General features: G+C 45.9%; 14 protein-coding genes and 1 pseudogene. 4 read left to right on the forward strand and 11 right to left on the reverse strand.

The features are described 5' to 3' along the window. Nucleotides 1-619 precede the first annotated feature (619 nt). From QT984_RS02230 to QT984_RS02260, 7 genes are all read right to left on the reverse strand, one after another. The gene (locus QT984_RS02230; protein ID WP_333052586.1) at nt 620-1,312 is read right to left on the reverse strand and encodes a response regulator transcription factor; all 693 of its coding nucleotides are present in this window, start codon (nt 1,310-1,312) and stop codon (nt 620-622) included. A gap of 205 nt (nt 1,313-1,517) precedes the next feature. Next, entirely contained in the window at nt 1,518-2,345 is an 828-nt protein-coding gene (map, locus tag QT984_RS02235) for a type I methionyl aminopeptidase (protein WP_333052584.1), read from the reverse strand. 444 nt (nt 2,346-2,789) lie between these two features. After that, nucleotides 2,790-4,829 (reverse strand): response regulator, encoded by a 2,040-nt coding sequence (locus tag QT984_RS02240; RefSeq protein WP_333373031.1) that lies wholly within the window; start codon nt 4,827-4,829, stop codon nt 2,790-2,792. Nucleotides 4,830-4,836: 7 nt separating this feature from the next. Further along, nucleotides 4,837-5,562: a chemotaxis protein CheB gene (locus tag QT984_RS02245; RefSeq protein WP_333373034.1), complete on the reverse strand. Its 726-nt coding sequence runs from the start codon at nt 5,560-5,562 to the stop codon at nt 4,837-4,839. Beyond that, entirely contained in the window at nt 5,516-6,343 is an 828-nt protein-coding gene (locus QT984_RS02250) for a protein-glutamate O-methyltransferase CheR (RefSeq protein WP_333373036.1), read from the reverse strand. Before QT984_RS02250 ends, QT984_RS02245 begins: the two co-directional genes overlap by 47 nt. A gap of 172 nt (nt 6,344-6,515) precedes the next feature. Then, the gene (locus QT984_RS02255) at nt 6,516-12,332 is read right to left on the reverse strand and encodes a HAMP domain-containing protein (protein ID WP_333373039.1); all 5,817 of its coding nucleotides are present in this window, start codon (nt 12,330-12,332) and stop codon (nt 6,516-6,518) included. Between the two features lie 292 nt (nt 12,333-12,624). Next, nucleotides 12,625-14,739, reverse strand: a complete 2,115-nt coding sequence (locus QT984_RS02260) for an FAD-dependent oxidoreductase (RefSeq protein WP_333373042.1) — start codon at nt 14,737-14,739, stop codon at nt 12,625-12,627. Nucleotides 14,740-14,900: 161 nt separating this feature from the next. Between QT984_RS02260 and QT984_RS02265 the strand changes: the two genes are divergently transcribed. The 3 genes from QT984_RS02265 to QT984_RS02275 all read left to right on the forward strand — a co-directional run bounded on the left by QT984_RS02265 (nt 14,901) and on the right by QT984_RS02275 (nt 17,140). Beyond that, nucleotides 14,901-15,413 (forward strand): hypothetical protein, encoded by a 513-nt coding sequence (locus QT984_RS02265; RefSeq protein WP_333373046.1) that lies wholly within the window; start codon nt 14,901-14,903, stop codon nt 15,411-15,413. A gap of 91 nt (nt 15,414-15,504) precedes the next feature. Beyond that, nucleotides 15,505-16,269: an aldolase/citrate lyase family protein gene (locus QT984_RS02270; RefSeq protein ID WP_333052567.1), complete on the forward strand. Its 765-nt coding sequence runs from the start codon at nt 15,505-15,507 to the stop codon at nt 16,267-16,269. A 202-nt stretch (nt 16,270-16,471) separates the two neighbouring features. After that, nucleotides 16,472-17,140: a 2OG-Fe dioxygenase family protein gene (locus tag QT984_RS02275; RefSeq protein ID WP_333259679.1), complete on the forward strand. Its 669-nt coding sequence runs from the start codon at nt 16,472-16,474 to the stop codon at nt 17,138-17,140. Between the two features lie 449 nt (nt 17,141-17,589). Here the strand turns inward: QT984_RS02275 and QT984_RS02280 are convergent, their stop codons facing one another. The 3 genes and pseudogenes from QT984_RS02280 to QT984_RS02290 form a co-directional block, all read right to left on the reverse strand. Continuing rightward, nucleotides 17,590-18,003 (reverse strand): nuclear transport factor 2 family protein, encoded by a 414-nt coding sequence (locus QT984_RS02280; protein WP_190657739.1) that lies wholly within the window; start codon nt 18,001-18,003, stop codon nt 17,590-17,592. A 188-nt stretch (nt 18,004-18,191) separates the two neighbouring features. Further along, a pseudogene (locus QT984_RS02285) lies at nt 18,192-18,317 on the reverse strand (Uma2 family endonuclease); the annotation flags it as partial. A 74-nt stretch (nt 18,318-18,391) separates the two neighbouring features. Continuing rightward, nucleotides 18,392-19,387, reverse strand: coding sequence for an AEC family transporter (locus QT984_RS02290; protein WP_333052562.1), 996 nt, complete (start codon nt 19,385-19,387; stop codon nt 18,392-18,394). A gap of 213 nt (nt 19,388-19,600) precedes the next feature. Between QT984_RS02290 and QT984_RS02295 the strand changes: the two genes are divergently transcribed. Next, complete coding sequence (locus tag QT984_RS02295) at nt 19,601-19,765, forward strand: hypothetical protein (RefSeq protein ID WP_333233364.1); 165 nt, start codon at nt 19,601-19,603, stop codon at nt 19,763-19,765. Here the strand turns inward: QT984_RS02295 and QT984_RS02300 are convergent. Beyond that, complete coding sequence (locus QT984_RS02300) at nt 19,762-19,968, reverse strand: glycogen debranching protein (protein ID WP_333038077.1); 207 nt, start codon at nt 19,966-19,968, stop codon at nt 19,762-19,764. The two genes, QT984_RS02295 and QT984_RS02300, sit on opposite strands and share 4 nt — an antisense overlap. Between the last annotated feature and the right edge of the window lie 234 nt (nt 19,969-20,202).

Below are 20,202 nucleotides of genomic sequence, written 5' to 3' on the forward strand. Positions count from 1 at the left end.
ACACCCGCGCTGCCACCAGCAAGCTGATGTGACATACCACAGCCGCCGGATACCTGTCAATACTTATCAGGAAATTGGGTTTAAAACCCGTCCTTCTAGGGCGGCTTTAATTTCTTAAATCCCTTCCTAAAAATCAGGAATTGCTGGTATTTGTAGTATACTAAAATAGTCAAGGTTAAACTCCTTTACCATCGTGAAACAGTTAAGACACACTTTTAGGTATAAACCGGGGGACGCAGAGCGGCGAAAACTCTTAAAACAGCTAAAGGATCAACGCATCCTTAAACCAGTAACAACAAACAATTTCTTGATTTGTTAAGTAGGGTAGGGCATACCCAAACTCGCTTGCTTGTATCCTAGTACGCTTTTGGAGATAGACCCTCTGGGGTAACAGTGAATTAGACTCGTCAATTTGTACTATTGTACGGTTGAAAGGTTTAAGGACTGCCGCAAGGACATGGTGCTTAAAGGTCAGTCGATGAATTAAGAATCCCCACGCCTTTAGGCTGGGGAGTGTCAAATCTTAACATTTCTAATTTTTTGCATAATTCTCGTTACCAGGAAGAGCCTGGTAACGCAGCTCGGCAAGCCACAGCCTCCAGCCAAGTCGAGAGGACTCCTATTTCGTCAAGCCGTGTTCGAGGGCGAAGCGAACCAACTCAGTACGGCTGTTAGTACCCGTCTTGCTAAACAAACGGCTGACGTACTTTTCCACATTACGCACGCTAGTTTCCAAGCGGCGGGCAATTTCCTTATTCATCAAACCTTGAGCAACCAAATCCAAAACACTTTGTTCTCGCGGAGTCAAATCAATTTTAATCGGCGAAGGACTTTGGGCGATCGAACTCCGCCCACTCAGCAAAGACTCAATTCTCGCCATTTGGCTTGTCAAAGCAGCAATATCTGGACTTTCAGGATTTTCGCTTGTCTCCTTAGCAGCCGCGCGGCGGGCTAGCAAATTGGTTACTATTGCTACTAATTCGTCGGGATCGAAGGGCTTAGAAAGATAAGCATCGCAGCCTGCTTGATAGCCTTGAATACGATCGCTCGTCATCCCCTTAGCCGTCAAAAACACCACCGGCAAAGCCTTATAGCGAGGATCTTCCCGCACTTGCTTGAGAAATTGATAACCGTCCACCTGGGGCATCATAATGTCTGAAATCACCAAATCTGGATTAGTCTGCTGCAAGAGTTCCCACCCATCGCGAGCATTACTGGCAACCTCAACCGCAAAATCGCTATCTTCCAAATAAGCTTGTACTGCTTCCCGCAAGCCCGGTTCATCATCTACCAATAATAATCGTGCTGACATAGTTGTTACCCTTACGCTTTACCACTATTTTTTAATTTAGCCGCATTTAACTCTTATTGTCACTCCATCCCTCGAAGGAAGTTAAAAACTTGTTGTCCAACTCAAGAGTTTTGAGTTAGGTTTTGATCTAACGATTAAAAAGTTCTTAAATCTTTAATTCAAAACTCGAAACTCAAAACTCAAAATTATTGTTGAACCCTTCCACTTAAACTTTGGAACGATCGGTCAAAATTTCATAGCCAGTTTCTGTTACCAACACAGTATGCTCAAACTGAGCCGACATAGCATTGTCAACGGTTACAGCCGTCCACTTGTCAGAAAGCGTCCGAGTGTACTTAGAACCGGCATTCAGAATCGGTTCGATCGCCAATGTCATGCCCGCTCGCAATTTCACATTCGGCATTTCCCGCGTGCGGAAATTGAAAACCGACGGTTCCTCGTGCAAATTTCGCCCGACACCGTGGCCCGTAAACTCCTCAACGATGTTAAAACCGTTGCTTTTGACATGATCTTCGATCGCACCAGCCAGATCGAGCAAATAGGCTCCCGCCTTCACTTGTTCGATGCCTTTGTAGAGAGCTTCTTCTGCGACTCGGATTAATTTTGCCGATTCGGGAGTCACTTCCACAACTGCGATCGTAATGCAAGAATCGCCGTGAAAACCTTGATAATATGCCCCCGTATCTACCTTAAGAACATCTCCGGCCCGAATTACCTTTTTGGGACTGGGGATGCCGTGAACAACTTCGTTATTAATGCTAGAGCAAATCGATCCGGGAAAACCGTGATAGCCTTTAAAACTCGGAGTTGCCCCCATAGCACGGATGCGTTTTTCGGCATAAGCATCCAAATCAGCAGTAGTCATTCCCGGTTTCACCATTTGGGAAATTTCTTTGAGTACCGTTGCAACGATTTTCGCGGCCTGCCGCATAATTTCGATTTCGCGTTCCGACTTAATTTCAATGCCTCGACGCTGTTTTTTGACTTGGGGTGCTTGAGTTGGGCTAGAAAGCAGACTGCTAAAAATATTCATGAATTGATTGGCGAGTAATTTTGTACTTTGACGGCAGGTTGAAGCAAAAAAACGGCAAATATCCAGTTTTTTGTGGAAAAACGGGTGTCTTGTTCCGAACTGTCGATCGCGTGTCCTTTAAGCTAGCTTAATATTTTTCTCACTAATCGGCACGGGATTGGGGGTCAATCGATTTTAGATTTTAGATTTTAGATTGAAGCATAGAGCCCACGAATAAATACGTTCGGCAAGTTTCATCGGATACAGGTTTTTTATTTCTGGACGGATGAATCACGTGGCGGGTATCCTAGATGCTTTGGGTCAACAAAGCGGTTTTAACCGCCGAGTCCGTTGGAAATCACCGAAGAACACTATTGTCAATCAGCCTTCAGGGACGGGCTCTCCTGCCCAACCCCTACTCCCCACAAGAAAATTTACTCTTTGTGGAACAGGCCGAAAAGCCTGTTATTGAGCATGGTGCAAGATGTGAGTTGGATCGGGATTTCCGAGCATCCCTGTGAGGTTAGCAATTGCGGCAATTAACTTATTTATGTCAACTGGTTTAGATAAGTGCATCTGGAAACCCGCTTCCAGCGCTTGCTGGCGCTCTTCCTCTCTCGCGTAGGCCGTCAGGGCGATCGCAGGCATCTTTCCACCCCTGATCACTTCCATTTCTCTCACGCGCGCGATCAACTCATAGCCGTCTGCTTCCGGCATTCCAATGTCGCTCAGCAGTAGATCCGGCCAATAACTCTCCAGTGCAGCTAGAGCCCCTGCCACCGATGCCGCCGATCGCACCATAGCTCCTTCGTCCTCGAGTAAAGCAATCAAAAACTCCCGCGTATCATCGTCATCATCCACCACCAGCAATTGCAAATTAGTTAGAGTAGGAAGGGTCTCTGTCCTGTCATTGAGCTCCGACCAATCATCGTCAGCAGCGACGGCGTTCCTCTGTGCCACAGGTAAAGCCACCGTAAATTTCGCACCCTCGCCCGGATTATTCTCTGCTTGCACCTTACCGCCGTGCTGTTCCACCAAGTGACGGACGATCGCCAATCCCAGTCCCAAACCCCCGTAAGACCTAGTTGTGCTGCTATCAGCTTGGCGGAAGCGATCGAAAACATAAGGCAAAAAATCAGGAGCGATACCAATGCCGCTATCAATTATCTGAATTTGAGCCTCATCTCCAACCGACTCTAAGCGCACCTGTACTTTACCCTCTTGCGGACTAAACTTAATCGCATTTGACAGCAAATTCCACACAATTTGCTGCAAGCGATCGAAATCGCCGATAACTTCACCTACATTGGGACTGCACGTTAATTCTATGACTATTGATTTTTCCTCAGTCAGCGGCTGCAAAGAATCTATTGCCAGCTTGATCGCAGATTCCAACCGAATCGGATGCTTATTTAAATTTAGTTTCCCCCGCAGAATCCGCGAAACATCTAAAATATCTTCGATGAGTTGAGATTGAGATTTAGCATTGCGCTCTATTGTTTCTAGGGCTTTCTCTATAGTGTCTTGGTCAAATGTTTTGGTACGAAGCAGCCTAGACCAGCCGAGAATTGCATTTAAAGGAGTACGGAGTTCGTGAGAGAGAATAGCTAAAAATTCATCCTTCATCTGGTTAGCTCTCTCCGCTTCTTGCCGCGCCACTTGTTCGCGGATTAGTCGGCCGCGTTCTTCCTCTGCTTGCTTGCGGTCTGTGACATCTCTAACCGTACCCACATGACCGATCAGTTTTCCCAAATCCGAAAACATTGGCGACGACTGCACATTAATCCAACGCACAGTTTCGCTACCAGCTAATCGAAACTCGTTAGAATATTCCTTGCCTTCTTTAATCCAAGCTAACCAATGTGCTACTACGCGATCGCGATCTTCTTCATGAACTTCCCGCTGCCAAATATCTGCTAAACTTTCCTCCAGTGTTAACCCGCAAATTGCTTGACAACGGGGATTAATGTATGTACAGCGCCCTTCAACGTCAGCTAAGTAAATTCCCAGCGGCGAACAAGCACACAAAGTGCGAAACCGCTCTTCACTTTTACTTAGTTCACTATTAACAGCAGCTAACTGTGTTGCTTGCTGTTTCACCTCCACTGTTTTCTGGAACAATTCCACAAATACCCCCACCTTCGAGGTCAATATTTCCGGTTCCAAGGGTTTGAACAGGTAATCCACCGCACCCAGAGAATAACCTTTAAACACGTGGGTGTCATTACTGCTGAATGCTGTGATAAAAATAATCGGAGTCGATCGCGATCGATCTCTAGAGCGAATCAATGTTGCTGTCTCAAATCCATCCATTCCCGGCATCTGCACATCAAGCAAAATTACCGCAAAATCTTCATTAAGCAGACATCTCAGAGCCTCCGCGCCCGAATTAGCTTGTACTAGATGATAAGAGGGGCTGTTGAGGATAGCTTCTAGAGCTATCAAATTTTCTGGGCGATCGTCAACTAAAAGGACATTTACTCGATGGGGCGACTGCTGATTCATAATTTTTTTAATCTTTAATTCTTAGCAAATTGACTAAACAGGGAGCAATTTTAGAGAGGGGTAAAATCCAGTCTACTTCAACATTTGCGATCGCCGATGCTGGCATGGTTGGGCATAGAGCTGAAGCCGGTTCCTCCACGAATGTCAATCCTCCCTCAGCTTTAATTTTTGCCAGCCCTTTACTACCATCCGAATTAGCTCCCGTTAAAATTATGCCGATAACTTTCTCCCCAAAGGCATCCGCAGCAGACTCAAACAGCACATCGATTGAGGGCCGCGCATAGCAGACAGGAGCCTCAGTTGATAGTGCAAATGTAGGAGAAACGCGATTGGGAATTGGGGATTTTGAATTATGGATTGACTCCACTGCCACGCTCCCCCATTCTGTCAAGTTGTTTTCATACAGGCTAAACTCCTCCTCACAGGGCGATTCTATTAGCAAGTGATAGTCAGCAGGAGCCAAGTAAACTCGTCCAGGTGCGATCGGCTCTTTGTCTTGGGCCTCTGTGATTGGGAGAGAGCTGTGCTGTTGTAAAAAATCTGTCAGCCTATTCTGAGAACTCTTATGGCGGTGTTGGACAATAACTACAGGCAAAGGAAAGCTTTTTGGCAAATCTGCCAGCAGCACAGTCAGAGCCTCTAGCCCTCCCAAAGACGTGCCCACAACCACTATTTCAAAATTTTTCTTATTTAATTCTTCGGTAGAGTTTCTCACTACTTTCAATTGGTTCATAGTATTTTTCATAAGGTGTAAAAGTCAGAGACTCCTGATGTCCTAGTCCTAAAACTCCAAACATTCCCAGGCTCTCATAAAAAAGCTTGTGTACCCGCTCTTGGAGGTGTGAATTGAAATAAATCAGCACATTACGGCACAAAATAACGTTAAATTCATTAAAAGAATTATCCGTTGCTAGGTTGTGGTGAGCAAAGACAATATTATCTTTAAGTGAAGAGCGAAAAATCGCATTTTCATAGGCAGCAGTGTAATACTCAGAAAACGCTTTCTTGCCCCCCGCTTGGTGGTATAGTTGCGTATATTCTTGCATTTGTTTCAGCGGGAATATCCCTGTTTTGGCTTTTTTCAAAACTAATTCATTCATGTCCGTAGCGTAAATCCGACAACGGTCATAAAGTCCTTCTTCTTGCAGCAATATTGCCATAGAATAGACTTCTTCGCCCGTTGAACATCCAGCGTGCCAAATGCGAATAAAAGGATAAGTACGCAGCAGCGGCACCACTTTATTTCTGAAACTAATGTAAAAGCTGGGATCGCGAAACATCGCCGTTACATTGACAGAAATATCCAGCAGTAAACGATCTAGGTAAGCAGGATTGTGAAGTACCTTTTCCTGAAGTGCAGAGACAGTGGTGAGCCGTTCCGAGCGAATAGTGTTCCTAATACGGCGCTTGAGAGAGGCAAGAGCATAATTGCGAAAATCAAATCCGTAATAGCGAAACATTCCCTCTAGTAGGAGTTGAATTTCGATTGTTTCAAGTTCATGGCTTTCGGGCATTTTTAATTAGTTATTGGGAATTGGGCATTGGGACTTGGGAATTGGTTAATGTCACAGGTCAACTGTAAGGTGCGTCGCTCATCGATGGTCGATTTTTGTTTGGGATGGTTGGTAGCGACGCACCCTACAACTGTTCACTGCTTACTAATGACTAATGACTAATGACTAATGACTATCGATAAAGCCAGACACGCAGCAGCGAGAGCAACTGTTCCGTATCCACAGGTTTGGTAATGTAGTCAGACGCACCAGCTTCGATACATTTTTCCCGATCGCCCTTCATAGCTTTCGCAGTAAGAGCAATCATTGGCAAGGAAGCAAATTGAGGCATATTACGAATTGCTTGCATGGTTTCGTAACCGTCCATCTCTGGCATCATCACGTCCATCAACACAATATTTATCTCAGGCGTATTTTGCAATTTAGCAATGCCCTCTCTGCCATTCTCAGCATACACAACTTCCATTTTATGGCGCTCCAGCATACTTGTGAGGGCGAAAATATTCCGCATATCATCGTCAACAATCAAGACTGTTTTGCCCGCCAGCGTCGAATCTGTTTGATACAATTGCTCTAGCATTTGGCGCTTTGGTTCCGGCAAATTTGCTTGGACTCGGTGCAAAAACAAAGCTGTTTCATCTAACAAACGTTCTGGCGATCGCACATCTTTAACAATGATTGTTTCCGCCATGCGCTTGAGTTGAGTTTCTTCGGCTTTCGTCAACTCTTTGCCCGTATAAATAATAATCGGCAGACTTTTTAAAATTGCATCTTGCTTGATTTGCTCGATCAGTTCAAAACCAGTCATATCTGGCAGTCCCAAATCGAGTACAACGCAGTCAAAATGCCCCGATCTTAAAGTTGCTAGCGCCTCTGCACCACTCCCCACAGCCGTGGTACAAACATCGTGATTGCCGATTAAATCCACAATGCTCAGACGCTGCGTTTCGTCGTCTTCCACGACTAGCAGATTCTTGACTCGCCGATCGACAAAACCCTTAATATCAGCCAAAGCTTTGCTCAAAGCTTCGCTGCTAACAGGTTTTTGCAAATAGGCGATCGCCCCTAACTGCAAACTGCGCTGCCGCCCTTCTTCAACTGATACAATGTGAACCGGAATGTGGCGCGTACTTGGGTCGTGCTTCAAGCGATCGAGCACTGTCCAGCCATCCATCACAGGCAAATTTAGATCCAGCATAATCGCAGTTGGCTTGAACTCTCGCGCCATCGCCAAACCGATATCGCTCCGCAAAGCCACCAAACCTTTAAAACCCTGTTCCTGCGCCATATCCAACAGAATTCGAGCGAAGTTTACATCATCCTCGACAATCAACAGCACGCGATCGCCACTCTCAATATTTTCTCGGTCATCAGCGATAATAGGTGATGGATAAGCGGCGATCGGCAAGTGGAAATTCGGCGCAGGAACTGCGGAAGAAATAGCAGGCGGCAATTGAGCCGTTTGCTTGCCCATTCCCGATCCCGTATCCTTCATTATTCGCGATTCTTGGTAAGTTTGCGGCAGATAAAGCGTGAACTTACTACCCTCACCAGGGCGACTTGTCAATTTAATTTCTCCGCCTAACAGATTAGCGATTTCTCTACTAATTGACAAACCCAAACCCGTGCCCCCGTATTTGCGGCTAGTGCTACCATCCGCTTGTTGGAAAGCCTCAAAAATAACCCTGTGTTTTTCAGCCGAAATCCCAATCCCCGTATCGCTAACCGAGAAAGCCAAAACAGTAGGGGAACTCGTTAAACTTTCTATTTCTAAATTCCACCCTGCCCGCGCTACTTCGACACGCAATTTCACCTCGCCCCGTTCTGTAAACTTAAACGCATTAGAGAGAAGATTCTTCAAAACTTGTTGCAGCCGTTTAGCATCAGTATAGAGACCTTTTGGCAACCCAGCCTCAAGCTCTAATTGAAAACTCAACTTCTTATCCTGGGCGATTTGGCGGAAAGTTCGATCCAAATGATCTCGCAAGTCCGTAAACAACACTTGCTCAATTTCCACTGACATCGTGCCTGATTCAATCTTAGCGAGATCCAAGATGTCATTAATCAGCCCTAACAAATCTGTGCCCGCCGAGTAAATTGTGCGCGTGTATTCAACTTGCTTCAGAGTCAAATTGCCTTCAGTATTGTCAGAAAGCAATCGAGCGAGAATCAACAGCGAATTCAGCGGAGTTCGCAACTCGTGAGACATATTTGCCAGAAACTCCGACTTATACTTAGAAGTTAGAGCCAACTGTTCCGCTCTTTCTTCCAACAACCCCCTCGCCTGTTCGATATCTCGGTTTTTCCGCTCAACTTCCTTATTTTGCAGCGCTAGCAATTCAGCTTGTTCTTCTAATTCTTCATTCGTTTGTTGCAACTCTTCCTGCTGACTCTTCAACAGTTCCTCAGATGCGCGGAGCGACTGCGCTTGTTGTTCGAGACGCTTGTTAGTTTCCGTTAGCTCCTTTTGCTGAGTTTGCAACTCTTCTGCCAAAGACTGCGACTGTTTCAGCAACTCTTCCGTCCGCATACTCGCCGCAATTGTATTTAAGACAATGGCAATACTTTCTGTAAGTTGGTCGAGAAATGTCAAGTGTATTTCGCTGAATCGGCGGAACGAAGCTAACTCGATTACTGCCGTCACTTGTCCCTCAAATAGTACGGGTAAAACCACGACATTCAACGGCGTAGATTCTCCCAGTCCCGATCCAATTTTAACGTAATTTTCCGGCACCTCAGTCAACAGGATTCGTTCCTTTTCCAGGGCGCACTGTCCTACCAAACCTTCGCCTAAATGGAATCGGTTTCCTAACTGTTTGCGTTCGCGGTATGCGTAGGTACTTAACAGTTTGAGAAACGGATCGTGTTCCACAGCTTCCATCATAAAGAATACGCCATGCTGAGCAGAAACCAGCGGCGTCAATTCTGAGAGAATTAGTTTAGAAACAGTTTCTAAATCCCGCTGACCTTGTAGCATTCGAGTGAACTTAGCAAGGTTTGTTTTCAGCCAATCTTGCTCAGTATTCTTCTGCGTCGTCTCGCGGAGATTGGCGATCATCTGGTTAATGTTGTCCTTAACAATGGCAACTTCTCCTTCAGTGGCGACGGAAATTGACCTCGTTAAATCGCCTCTGGTAACAGCAATTGCCACTTCGGCGATCGCCCGCAGTTGAGTAGTCAAATTCGCCGCCAATTCATTCACATTATCCGTCAAATCTCGCCACGTCCCCGCCGCACCCGGAACCTTGGCCTGGCCGCCCAATTTCCCTTCAATTCCCACTTCCCGCGCCACTGTAGTAACTTGATCGGCAAACGTCGCCAGCGTATCAATCATCTCGTTAATCGTATCTGCCAGAGTCGCAATTTCTCCCTTAGCTTCCAGCATTAATTTGCGCTTCAAATCGCCATTCGCCACCGCCGTCACAACCTTAGCAATACCCCGCACTTGCGCTGTTAAATTCCCCGCCATCGAGTTTACATTGTCGGTTAAATCTTTCCAAGTTCCCGCAACTCCTTTCACGTCAGCTTGACCGCCCAATTTACCCTCAGTTCCCACCTCCCGCGCCACCCGCGTCACCTCAGAAGCGAAGGAATTAAGCTGATCCACCATCACGTTAATAGTGTCTTTCAGTTCGAGAATTTCCCCTTTTACATCTACGGTAATTTTCTTAGACAAATCCCCATTTGCCACCGCTTTCGTCACTTCCGCAATATTCCGCACCTGTGCCGTCAAATTCCCCGCCATCAAGTTAACATTATCAGTTAAATCTTTCCAAGTTCCCCCTACACCCCGCACATAAGCTTGCACACCTAATTTACCTTCCGTTCCTACTTCTCTCGCCACCCGCGTTACTTCAGATGCGAAGGAACTCAACTGATCCACCATGATATTAATCGTGTTTTTCAGTTCGAGAATTTCCCCTTTAACATCTACTGTAATTTTCTTAGACAAGTCGCCATTTGCCACAGCCGTTGTCACTTCCGCAATGTTACGGACTTGGGCGGTAAGATTACCCGCCATCGAGTTAACTGAATCCGTTAAATCTTTCCAGGTTCCTGCAACTCCTTTAACTTCAGCTTGCACGCCTAATTTCCCTTCGGTTCCCACTTCCCTAGCAACCCTGGTTACTTCCGAAGCGAAGGAATTTAATTGATCCACCATCGTGTTGACGGTGTTTTTTAACTCCAGAATTTCACCTTTAACATCAACAGTAATTTTCTTCGACAAGTCGCCATTTGCCACAGCCGTTGTAACAGCAGCAATATTCCTTACTTGTTCGGTCAAACTACCCGCCATAAAATTAACTGAATCCGTTAAATCCTTCCAAGTTCCTGCTACGCCTCGGACATCTGCTTGACCGCCCAGTTTACCTTCCGAACCCACTTCTCTCGCAACCCTGGTTACTTCAGATGCGAAGGAATTAAGCTGATCCACCATCACGTTAATGGTGTTTTTCAGTTCTAAAATTTCGCCTTTAACCTGTACCGTAATTTTTTTAGATAAGTCACCGTTAGCAACAGCCGTCGTCACCTCAGCAATGTTGCGGACTTGTGCTGTTAAATTGCCGGCCATTGAGTTAACTGAATCCGTTAAATCTTTCCAAGTTCCTGCAACTTCCTGCACTTCTGCTTGTACGCCTAATTTCCCTTCGGTTCCCACTTCCCTAGCCACCCTGGTTACTTCAGATGCGAAGGAATTTAACTGGTCAACCATCGTGTTGACGGTGTTTTTGAGTTCGAGAATTTCCCCTTTAACATCTACGGTAATTTTCTTTGATAAATCGCCCTTTGCCACAGCGGTTGTTACTTCAGCGATGTTCCGCACTTGTGCTGTCAAACTGCCTGCCATGAAGTTAACGCTATCCGTTAAATCCTTCCAAGTTCCGGCAACTCCTTTAACTTCTGCTTGACCGCCGAGTTTGCCTTCGGAACCTACTTCTCTCGCCACCCGCGTTACTTCAGATGCGAAGGAATTTAACTGATCCACCATGATGTTAATCGTGTTTTTTAACTCCAGAATTTCACCTTTAACATCTACTGTAATTTTTTTAGATAAGTCACCATTTGCCACAGCCGTCGTCACTTCCGCAATGTTCCGTACTTGTGCGGTAAGATTGCCGGCCATTGAGTTAACTGAATCCGTTAAATCTTTCCAGGTTCCTGCAACTCCCCGCACTTCAGCTTGCACCCCTAATTTCCCTTCTGTTCCTACTTCCCTAGCAACTCTGGTTACTTCCGATGCGAAGGAACTCAACTGATCCACCATGATGTTAATCGTGTTTTTCAGTTCGAGAATTTCCCCTTTAACATCTACTGTAATTTTTTTGGATAAATCGCCATTTGCCACAGCGGTTGTCACGTCAGCAATGTTGCGGACTTGGGCTGTTAAATTCCCGGCCATCGAGTTAACTGAATCCGTTAAATCTTTCCAGGTTCCGGCAACTCCTTTAACTTCAGCTTGCACGCCTAATTTCCCTTCGGTTCCCACTTCCCTAGCTACCCGCGTTACTTCGGACGCAAAGGAGCTCAACTGGTCAACCATTGTGTTAACAATTTGCGCTGTTTGGAGGAATTCTCCTTTGAGGGGTCTGTCTTCTATTTCTAGGGCGATGGTTTGCGATAAATCTCCTTTTGCTACGGCGCGAATTACTCTGGCGGTTTCAGAGGTTGGTTGCACTAAATCTGTAATTAGGGTATTGACAGAGTTGACGCTAGCTGCCCATGACCCCTCGGCGCTGCCGATGGTGGCCCGCTGGGCGATTTTGCCTTCTTTACCGACAACTGTGCCGATGCGATCGAGTTCGGCCGCCATTCTCTCATTGAGTTCGATAATTTCGTTAAGTTCGTCAGCAATTTTCCCCGCTAGACCGGTCTGGTCTATGGGCATCCGAACTGAAAAGTCCCCTTTTTTGACTGCCACTAAGGTTCTAAGTAACTGTTTGGCATAACCATTATTGGAATTGGGGCTTGTTATCTGTGCAGTTGACATGACCGTTACCTTTGACGAGTTTGAAGGGGAAGGGGGGAAGATTTTTGAGATTATTGATATTATCCAACTAAAGCAGTGTCTGATTGCTTCTATTGAAAGATAGATGACAAATTGCGGTTTATCAGCTATTTTGTGACTGGTTATTTTCTACTGGTTAGCAGGCTCTTCTTGGTAAGCAATTAATTGTGGGGTGTCAGGAACAGGCCCGAAAGCCTGTTCCACCCTGTTCCACAAAGAGTGAATTTTATTGTAGGGGGGGCAGGATGTCCGCCCTACAGATTACCAACTGCGATTATTTCCAATTTTGCCACGAACTATTGAAAATAGAAGTACCCGGAAAGGCGATCGGATTAGCATTTTGTTGCAACCGCAACTGCAACACTTCCAAGTTTGGCTCGCGGGACGGCAATTCGTCCACTAATTCATAAGGGAGAATCCCCTTTTCTAGGGAAAAAGCAGCCGTAACTCCCGCCGCCACACCTGCAGACCATTCAAAAGAATGCACTCGATAAGCAGCGGCCGCTGTGTGGCTAACAGCAATACTTTTACCTGCCACTAACATATTGTCAATTTTCTGGGGAATCATTGCCCGCAGCGGAATTTGGAAGGGATAAGCTTGCCCTTGACCTTTGCGAGTGCCTTCCCGTTCGGTATTTCCCGGTGCTTCCGGCGGACTGTTAGTCATGCAGGGGTGAAAGTCGATCGCATAATGACCGATACCCACAGAATCAGGATAAATCGTAGCGCGCGATCGCGATTTTGTATCCTCAACAGATTGACTTCCCACAGCCAAAGCCGGCGCATTCAAACCACCCACAGCTAACCACAACTTCCGATACTCTTCCTCCGACAAATTCTGGCGGTAAAAATCAGCCGTAAAGTCAGTGCGAGACATATCAACTTCCCACACCGTAAAACCTTGAGCCTGATTGAAACTCGGCCGCCCAATAATGCGCCGGCCCTCCCGCATATAAGGATATTTAGAAAGTCCGTGCACCGTCCCCATCGGCGAATCCAAACCGCTCAAAAAACGATTGTTTGGATTAGGCTTTTTGACTCCATCTCCTAGCTGCGAGTCAGTAGTTCCTGTTACCAGCCAGTAGAAAAATCCTTTGGCATTTTCCTCTCCTCTTCGCAAAGTTTCCGTTCGCAAACCGCCCATCCATCCCCCCGGTTGCAGTTGACCGGACTCTTGCAACTGCTCGCGAGTGTAAATTAAATTATCTTGAGAATTGCCGGGACGATAGTCATTGCCCCAAGTCCAGTTTTGCATCGAAATATCCCCCGGATAAATCGGGTATTGCTTCGGGTCTGAAGGTCGCTTTTGATCCGGTCTCATGCTCCTAATTTGGCGGTAGCTAAAAACTAAGGGAAAGCTCGCCAGTCTCTGCAATTCGTAACTGTAGTAAGGAGCGTATTGTTGATAAAAAGACGGGACTTGATGCTGCTGCGGTTCCTTCGTTGCCTCCATTGCAAAGGTGTAGGTAAAACCTTGAGTGCAGTAAGCGTCGCCGGTGGGGCTGGCTGAGGAAGGTTCGAGAGGGGAACGCGGGTCAATTCCGAGGCGGTAGGGAACATCGGCAAGTCCGATCAATTCACCTGTTTCGGTGGCATCTACAACGTACCAATCAGCACCCCCCCTACTGCCAGAAGGGGAGGAACTTGTGGAATTCCCTCCGCTTCTGGGGTTAGAGGGGGTTCCAGATGCTTTAGGAATAAACTGAATAATAGTTTTGTTAAATCGCGGAGAATTTTCGTAGCGATAGGCATCTTCGATAGTCTGAGAAAGAGTTTCGGTGTTGATTGGTGGGGTGTTGGGGGCTGGTTTGTGTTGAATGGCGATCGCACTTTTAATTTGTTGACCCCCAACCGTATTCCCCGCCACAGCAGGAGTAATTGCTAGTTCTTTAATAACTGTATTGGGAAACCATTTCAGCGTGCCTTTGCCTTTTCTAGCGGCATCCTGCAAGATGTTAAATAGAATTTTGTGACCGTCGTAGGGCATGAAACACGAATAGCTAACCCAACAGCCTCCGGGATTTAGCCGGCCGTAATGTTGCTCGATCCGCCGCCGCAATTCTAGGTAGCCACGGGGGTAAAATAAGAGCGATCGCTGAGTATCTCTTTCATCGAGTGCGGAAGTTCCCTGGGAGGAAATTTGACCGCCTACCCAGTCAGTAATTTCAGTGAGGCAAACTGTGCGCCCCGCCAGCAAACCTTCGTAAGCGGTAGCAGCGCCTGCGAGCCCGCCGCCTGCTACTAGAATGTCGCAAGTTTCTGCATTGTCTGGATTACGCCCAGGTTCGGCAAATACTGGCGAAATGCTCCCTATCGCGGAAATTATGCCGAGGGTGAGGCTAAGGATCGATCGACCTTTGAGCACAAATAGATACTGTCGAAGTTTCATCGGAGATTGTGGAATTAATTTTGACATAGCGCGAAAAACACTCATCCCATCTAAATGTTTATTTTGCAGTATACTGGTATTTCGCGCTGTTGTCAGGGAAAACTTTTTTAGATAAGAGGCATTAATACCAGCAACAACTATTGAACAGCCGGATGAACATTATGCTCAAAATAGTCAAATTTTTTAGGTTATTTATTCCGTTTGAGAGTTTAACAATTACTACCAGTTTAACTTTTTCGGAAGTTGTGTCCCGGTTGGAGGAAGTTGTCACTCCTCCCAAACTTTTTAGAGTAACACTACCCTTTGGCCCGCCACCTGCAAAACCCTATGAAGGAACAATCTCTGGCAAAAAATTCAAAATCAATCGCATCATCATCGGTCGCAAGTCATTGATCCCAATTATAGAAGGAGATATACATACTCAAAAGTTTGGTTGTTATATAAAAATTAGGATGAATTTACATAAAATAGTTCTAGGATTTCTGATTCTTTGGCTGTGGACAACGGGCAGTATTGGAATGTTTTCTTTATTTGCTTGGTTAGTCGAACCATCCGTGGGAGCCATATTTTTACCAATTTTAGGAATGTTTCTTTTTGGCTGGCTTTTGTGCTTGATTCCCTTTAAGATAGAAGCAAAAGCAGCTATAAAATTTTTGTCTATTTTGTTAACATAAAGTAATCGACCGCGACAATATTTTAGCTGTATTGTTAAAAACAATCTGGCTTCATCTGCGGCTAAAAAAAATTAACTTTCCGGGATTACCCATGCGTCAAAACCAACTGAAACAAAAAATTAAACAAGGCGAAACAGTCCTCGGTTTATTTATGAACTGCCCTTATCCCGCATTCATAGAAATCTGCGGTCACGCTGGATTCGACTTTGCCGTTATCGACATGGAACACGGCCCCCTGCACCCGCTTGCTGCTGAAGATTTGTGTCGCGCCGCCGACTGTAGTGGAATTGCACCGATCGTTCGCGTCAGCAAAAACGACGGGCCGCAAATTCAACGAGCTCTCGACATCGGCAGTGCAGGGGTTCAAGTACCTCAAATTGAAGGCAAAATCGATGCCGAAACCGCTGTCAAAAGTGCTAAATACAGTCCTCTGGGCACGCGAGGCCTTTCCTTTGCTACGCGGGCCGGACTGTACACCGCCGCAGGTACAAATATCACCGACAAACTCAACGAAGAATCCTTAGTTGTGATTCATGTCGAAGGCAAAGGTGGCATCGACAACCTGGCAGAAATTGTTACTGTGCCAGAGGTTGACGTGATTTTTCTAGGGCCTTACGATTTGTCACAGTCGATCGGCATTCCCGGCCAAGTCCGCGATCCCCGAGTCATCGACATGATGCAGGAGGCAGTGCAAACCATCCGCAAAGCAGGCAAAGCCGCCGGTACTTTTGCCGAAAACCCCGAAATCGCCCAGCAGTGGATTGATGCTGGCGTTCAGTACGTTGCACTTGGGGTCGATGTTGCCGTTTTCCTGCGCGCCTGTCAGTCGCTGGTGAAAGCAGTCAATCGATTTTAGATTTTGGATTTTGGATTTTAGATTGGGGATTTTGGATTAAAAGAAGAACCAGCCCCCGGATTCATCTTGCAAGCTTTACGATATCTTTGCAATTTTTGTAGTGCCTTTTACGACACATACAAAAAACCTGCGCTAGAGTAGAAGCATACACCTCCTACAGGCAAAATTAGGGAGGGGAGCAAGGCTTCAGGGAGTAAAATCTATGAAAACCGTATTAGAATCCATTCATTTGGATTATGCCTTCATGTTTACTTTCAAAAAAGTAAACTCGATTAAGCTAGAAGGTTTCAAGGATTTTTTTGACGATATGCCTGTCGATCCGTATGTGAAAGGTAAGTATCGTTCGAGAAGATTATCGCGGTTTGCGGTCAACGGAAATGAGTTAGTTAAGTTACCTCACGGCTATTTGTATCAAAGCAAAACATACAATCCGCTAGTGGGTGATATCAGGCGGGAATTTGCCGAATTGGACGATCGACTAATCGCCCTCGATAATTTCAAACAGATGATTTTTGCTTTTTTCGATTCCTGCAAAATTCACCCCGAAGCTGAAATCGGCATCCATCAAATCAGGACAACTTGTTCGCCAAACAATTTCGGCAACCCCGCACCGGAAGGCATTCACCAAGACGGTACTGACTTTATCGGGATTTTCTCGGTTGACAGAACTAATATTGTAGGCGGGGAAACGCATTTGTACTTGGCTAAAAAAGAGAAGCCTGTTTTTAATAAAATTCTGCATCCGGGAGAATTGCTGTTAGTTAACGACCACGAGTTTTTCCACTTTACTACACCGATTAAACCGGAATCTGAAGGAGTGGGAACCAGGGATGTCTTTGTGCTGACTTCTCCGAGTTTGCTTACCGATTGAGGAGAGTTGAGCAATTGCGCGTCTTTCGTTCGTAGTGAGGGCTTTACTCCTCTCTCTGGCGTTTATTCAATCATGACTAAAGTCCTTACTGCAAACCTTTCGTTCGTAGTGAGGACTTTATTTGTCTTTCTGGCGTTTAGTCAATCATGACTAAAGTCCTTACTAAGCTGTTGCGACATTTAATATCATGTCCGGTCAATTAACCATGATTCCTGTAGGGGCGGGTTCGCCAATATATTAAATAGAAACGGGAAAATCTGTAAACCCGCCCCGGCTTTTAATCGCGGTCAATCGATTGGACATGATATAAATTGTCTGTCAAAAAAAATTACAGTCTTGTGGGGTGTCCCGCCCGCCCTGAATATATAATTTAAATGCGCGACAGCTTACCAACCTGCATATTTTCCTAAAAAACCAGGTTTATGCGTCTAACAACTCACAGATAACTCCTATCGAAACTTCCGTTCAGATTCTTGAATCGGAACATCATTAATGCTAGCTTCACGTCTTCGCATTAACCCATTTTCGGCAAATTCCCACTGTTCATTACCATAGGCCCGATACCAGTACCCAGAATCATCGTGCCACTCATACTCGAAGCGAACAGAAATCCGATTGTCTGTAAAACTCCACAGTTCTTTCTTTAAACGGTAATCTAGTTCCTTTGCCCATTTTCGTCTTAAAAAAGCCTTGATTTCTTCCCGTCCGCTGAAGAATTCGGCACGGTTTCGCCACTGAGAATCTTCCGTATAAGCTAAGGCTACTCGTTCGGGATCGCGGGTATTCCAGGCATCTTCAGCAGCTTGAACTTTGGCTTTAGCCGTTTCCAACGTAAAGGGCGGTAGAGGTGGTTTAGTTTCCATCAGCTTGGTTTTTTGTGATTGTAAAAGGTAAGGTGCGGGATGCTCGCGCTACAGAGAGAGTTTTGGGAATTTGATATCAATCCTCAGCATCGGGATCGATTCCCATTGCTCACAGTCGCTAACTACAGCCAACGGAGTACAATCGCGCTCTTGCTTTCCATTACGGCTAGCAAATCCCAAAACATCCAATCTGCCAGAATGATGCTCTGGGGATGCTCGTGAAAATTTTTCACAAATGTACCGTCTTCGTCTGGCAATTGCGTGTGGTCGGGGAATGCAGGAGGCAGACCTGTAGCAGTTATTGTCTCATTCATAGCCTTTTCCGTGCAGTTATGTTTGATTGTACTACGAAATTTTAGCTCCAGCCGATTGTAGACTCCAGCTAATATTAACTAAACCCAGCTAACCACAGCGGAAGCATCAACAGCAACCCGACAGAAGTGATGGCGATGCTGCTAGCTAACAAATCGCGATCGAGCTCGTAGACTTCTGCTAAAATCAGCACGGAAAGAGCTGTGGGCGTTCCCGACATCAACACCAACACGAACCTCGGATCGCCGCTCAATCCGAAATAACTAGCACCCAATCCGATTAGCACCGGCACAATTACCACTTTTAACAGCGACGGGATTAAGGCCAGTTCAAAACTTTCCCATTTCTTAATAGACCTCAGCCGGATGCCAACCAGCAGCAAAGCACTGGCAATTACCACCCAAACAGCAGTCTGCAATCCCGATTCCACTATTTCGGGCAGGGGGATGTTTCTAGTATAAAAACCAATTAAAAATGCCCACAGGGCGGGAACTGTCAGCACGTCCCGGATCTGAGTCCACCAGTGATTTTTTTGCTCGGAGTTCCCAAAATAGCTAGCAATAAATACACCGAAACAATAAGTGCCAATAACGTTGTTAGTGACGCTGTACAAGACAGCCCAGTTGTTGTTATCGGTGCTGATGATAGACGGGGTGATTGCTAATCCAACAAAGCCCGTATTCCCTAACATCGCAGCTAGGATAAAACTTCCTTCGCTCGATCGCTTCAGGGAATTAAAATTTACTAAAAATAAATTTACTAGAGAATTTTTGCCCTGAAAATAGGGCTTTTGGATGTGGGCCGCACTCAGCCTACGCAATAATACCCAAGTCAGCCAAGCAAAACTCGTACTCAGAAATAACACGAATATGGCGATCGCCGGCGTGAATCCCACAGCACCCGAAAATTCGCTGTGACGGGCTAAAACTAGAATTTGCAGCGGTATCCCAATCCAGAAAAGAAAGTAGCTCAGCAGCTTGGGAAAATTAACTGGGATGTACCGAAACAGCAGCAGTCCCAAGCCCGTCCAGATAACTAGAGGCGTATAAGCGTGAAATAAGGTTTCAATCATAAAAATTTAACTAGACAATTGGAAATGCCTCTATCTATTAATAGTAATGCTAAAATCAGTTTAAAAAATGCAAATTGTCGTTAGCGGAGCCCTCGAAAAGGATCGCACTGGCACGCTTTTTCGTCCTAGCGTGTTCGCAGCAGTGCCAGCCCGAAAATTTCCGCCCAAATTCCCGCAGCTTCCAGGGCACAATCCTCAGATTCTCCGCGCCAAATGATGGCAGGTTTTTGCCTTCAGATTCACAAAACTTCTGTTATTTTGACCAATGTGCGATCGAGCTATCTTGCCTTGGACGAACAGATTGCCCACGTTTTCCTGCCGTTTCAAGCGAACGGAAACAGGGCGAGACTAAAGCTGCTGATGACTTGCACTCATTAATTCAATTTCAAAGCATTAACAGGCACCTCATCCCAAGAACTAACAGTCCGCAAGGTAGCAACCCAGCCCTGCTGTTTTTGCTCGGCCGTCAAATTCTTCTCAAAAGATTCGTGGCAATCCTTCGCTTGAGTCTCATCGCAACAAGCAATACAAGAATAAAGAATGCCCGACGGATCGATTTGCTCGTTTACCCAAATAATCACGATTTACTCTCCCAATTAACTTAACTCTTATCTAAATTTTCCTATATTTTTGTCAATTAATTAGGTCGGTATTAATTAACCCCAGTGCGGCATTTTAGGTTAACAGGCAAGATGCCTGTTCCACATACAGGCAAGATGCCTGTTCCACATACTGTTCCACATACAGGCAAGATGCCTGTTCCACACACAGGCAAGATGCCTGTTCCACATACTGTGCCACACACAGGCAAGATG

It is taken from the genome of Microcoleus sp. Z1_B2, from assembly GCF_036700325.1.
Lineage (GTDB): Bacteria > Cyanobacteriota > Cyanobacteriia > Cyanobacteriales > Microcoleaceae > Microcoleus.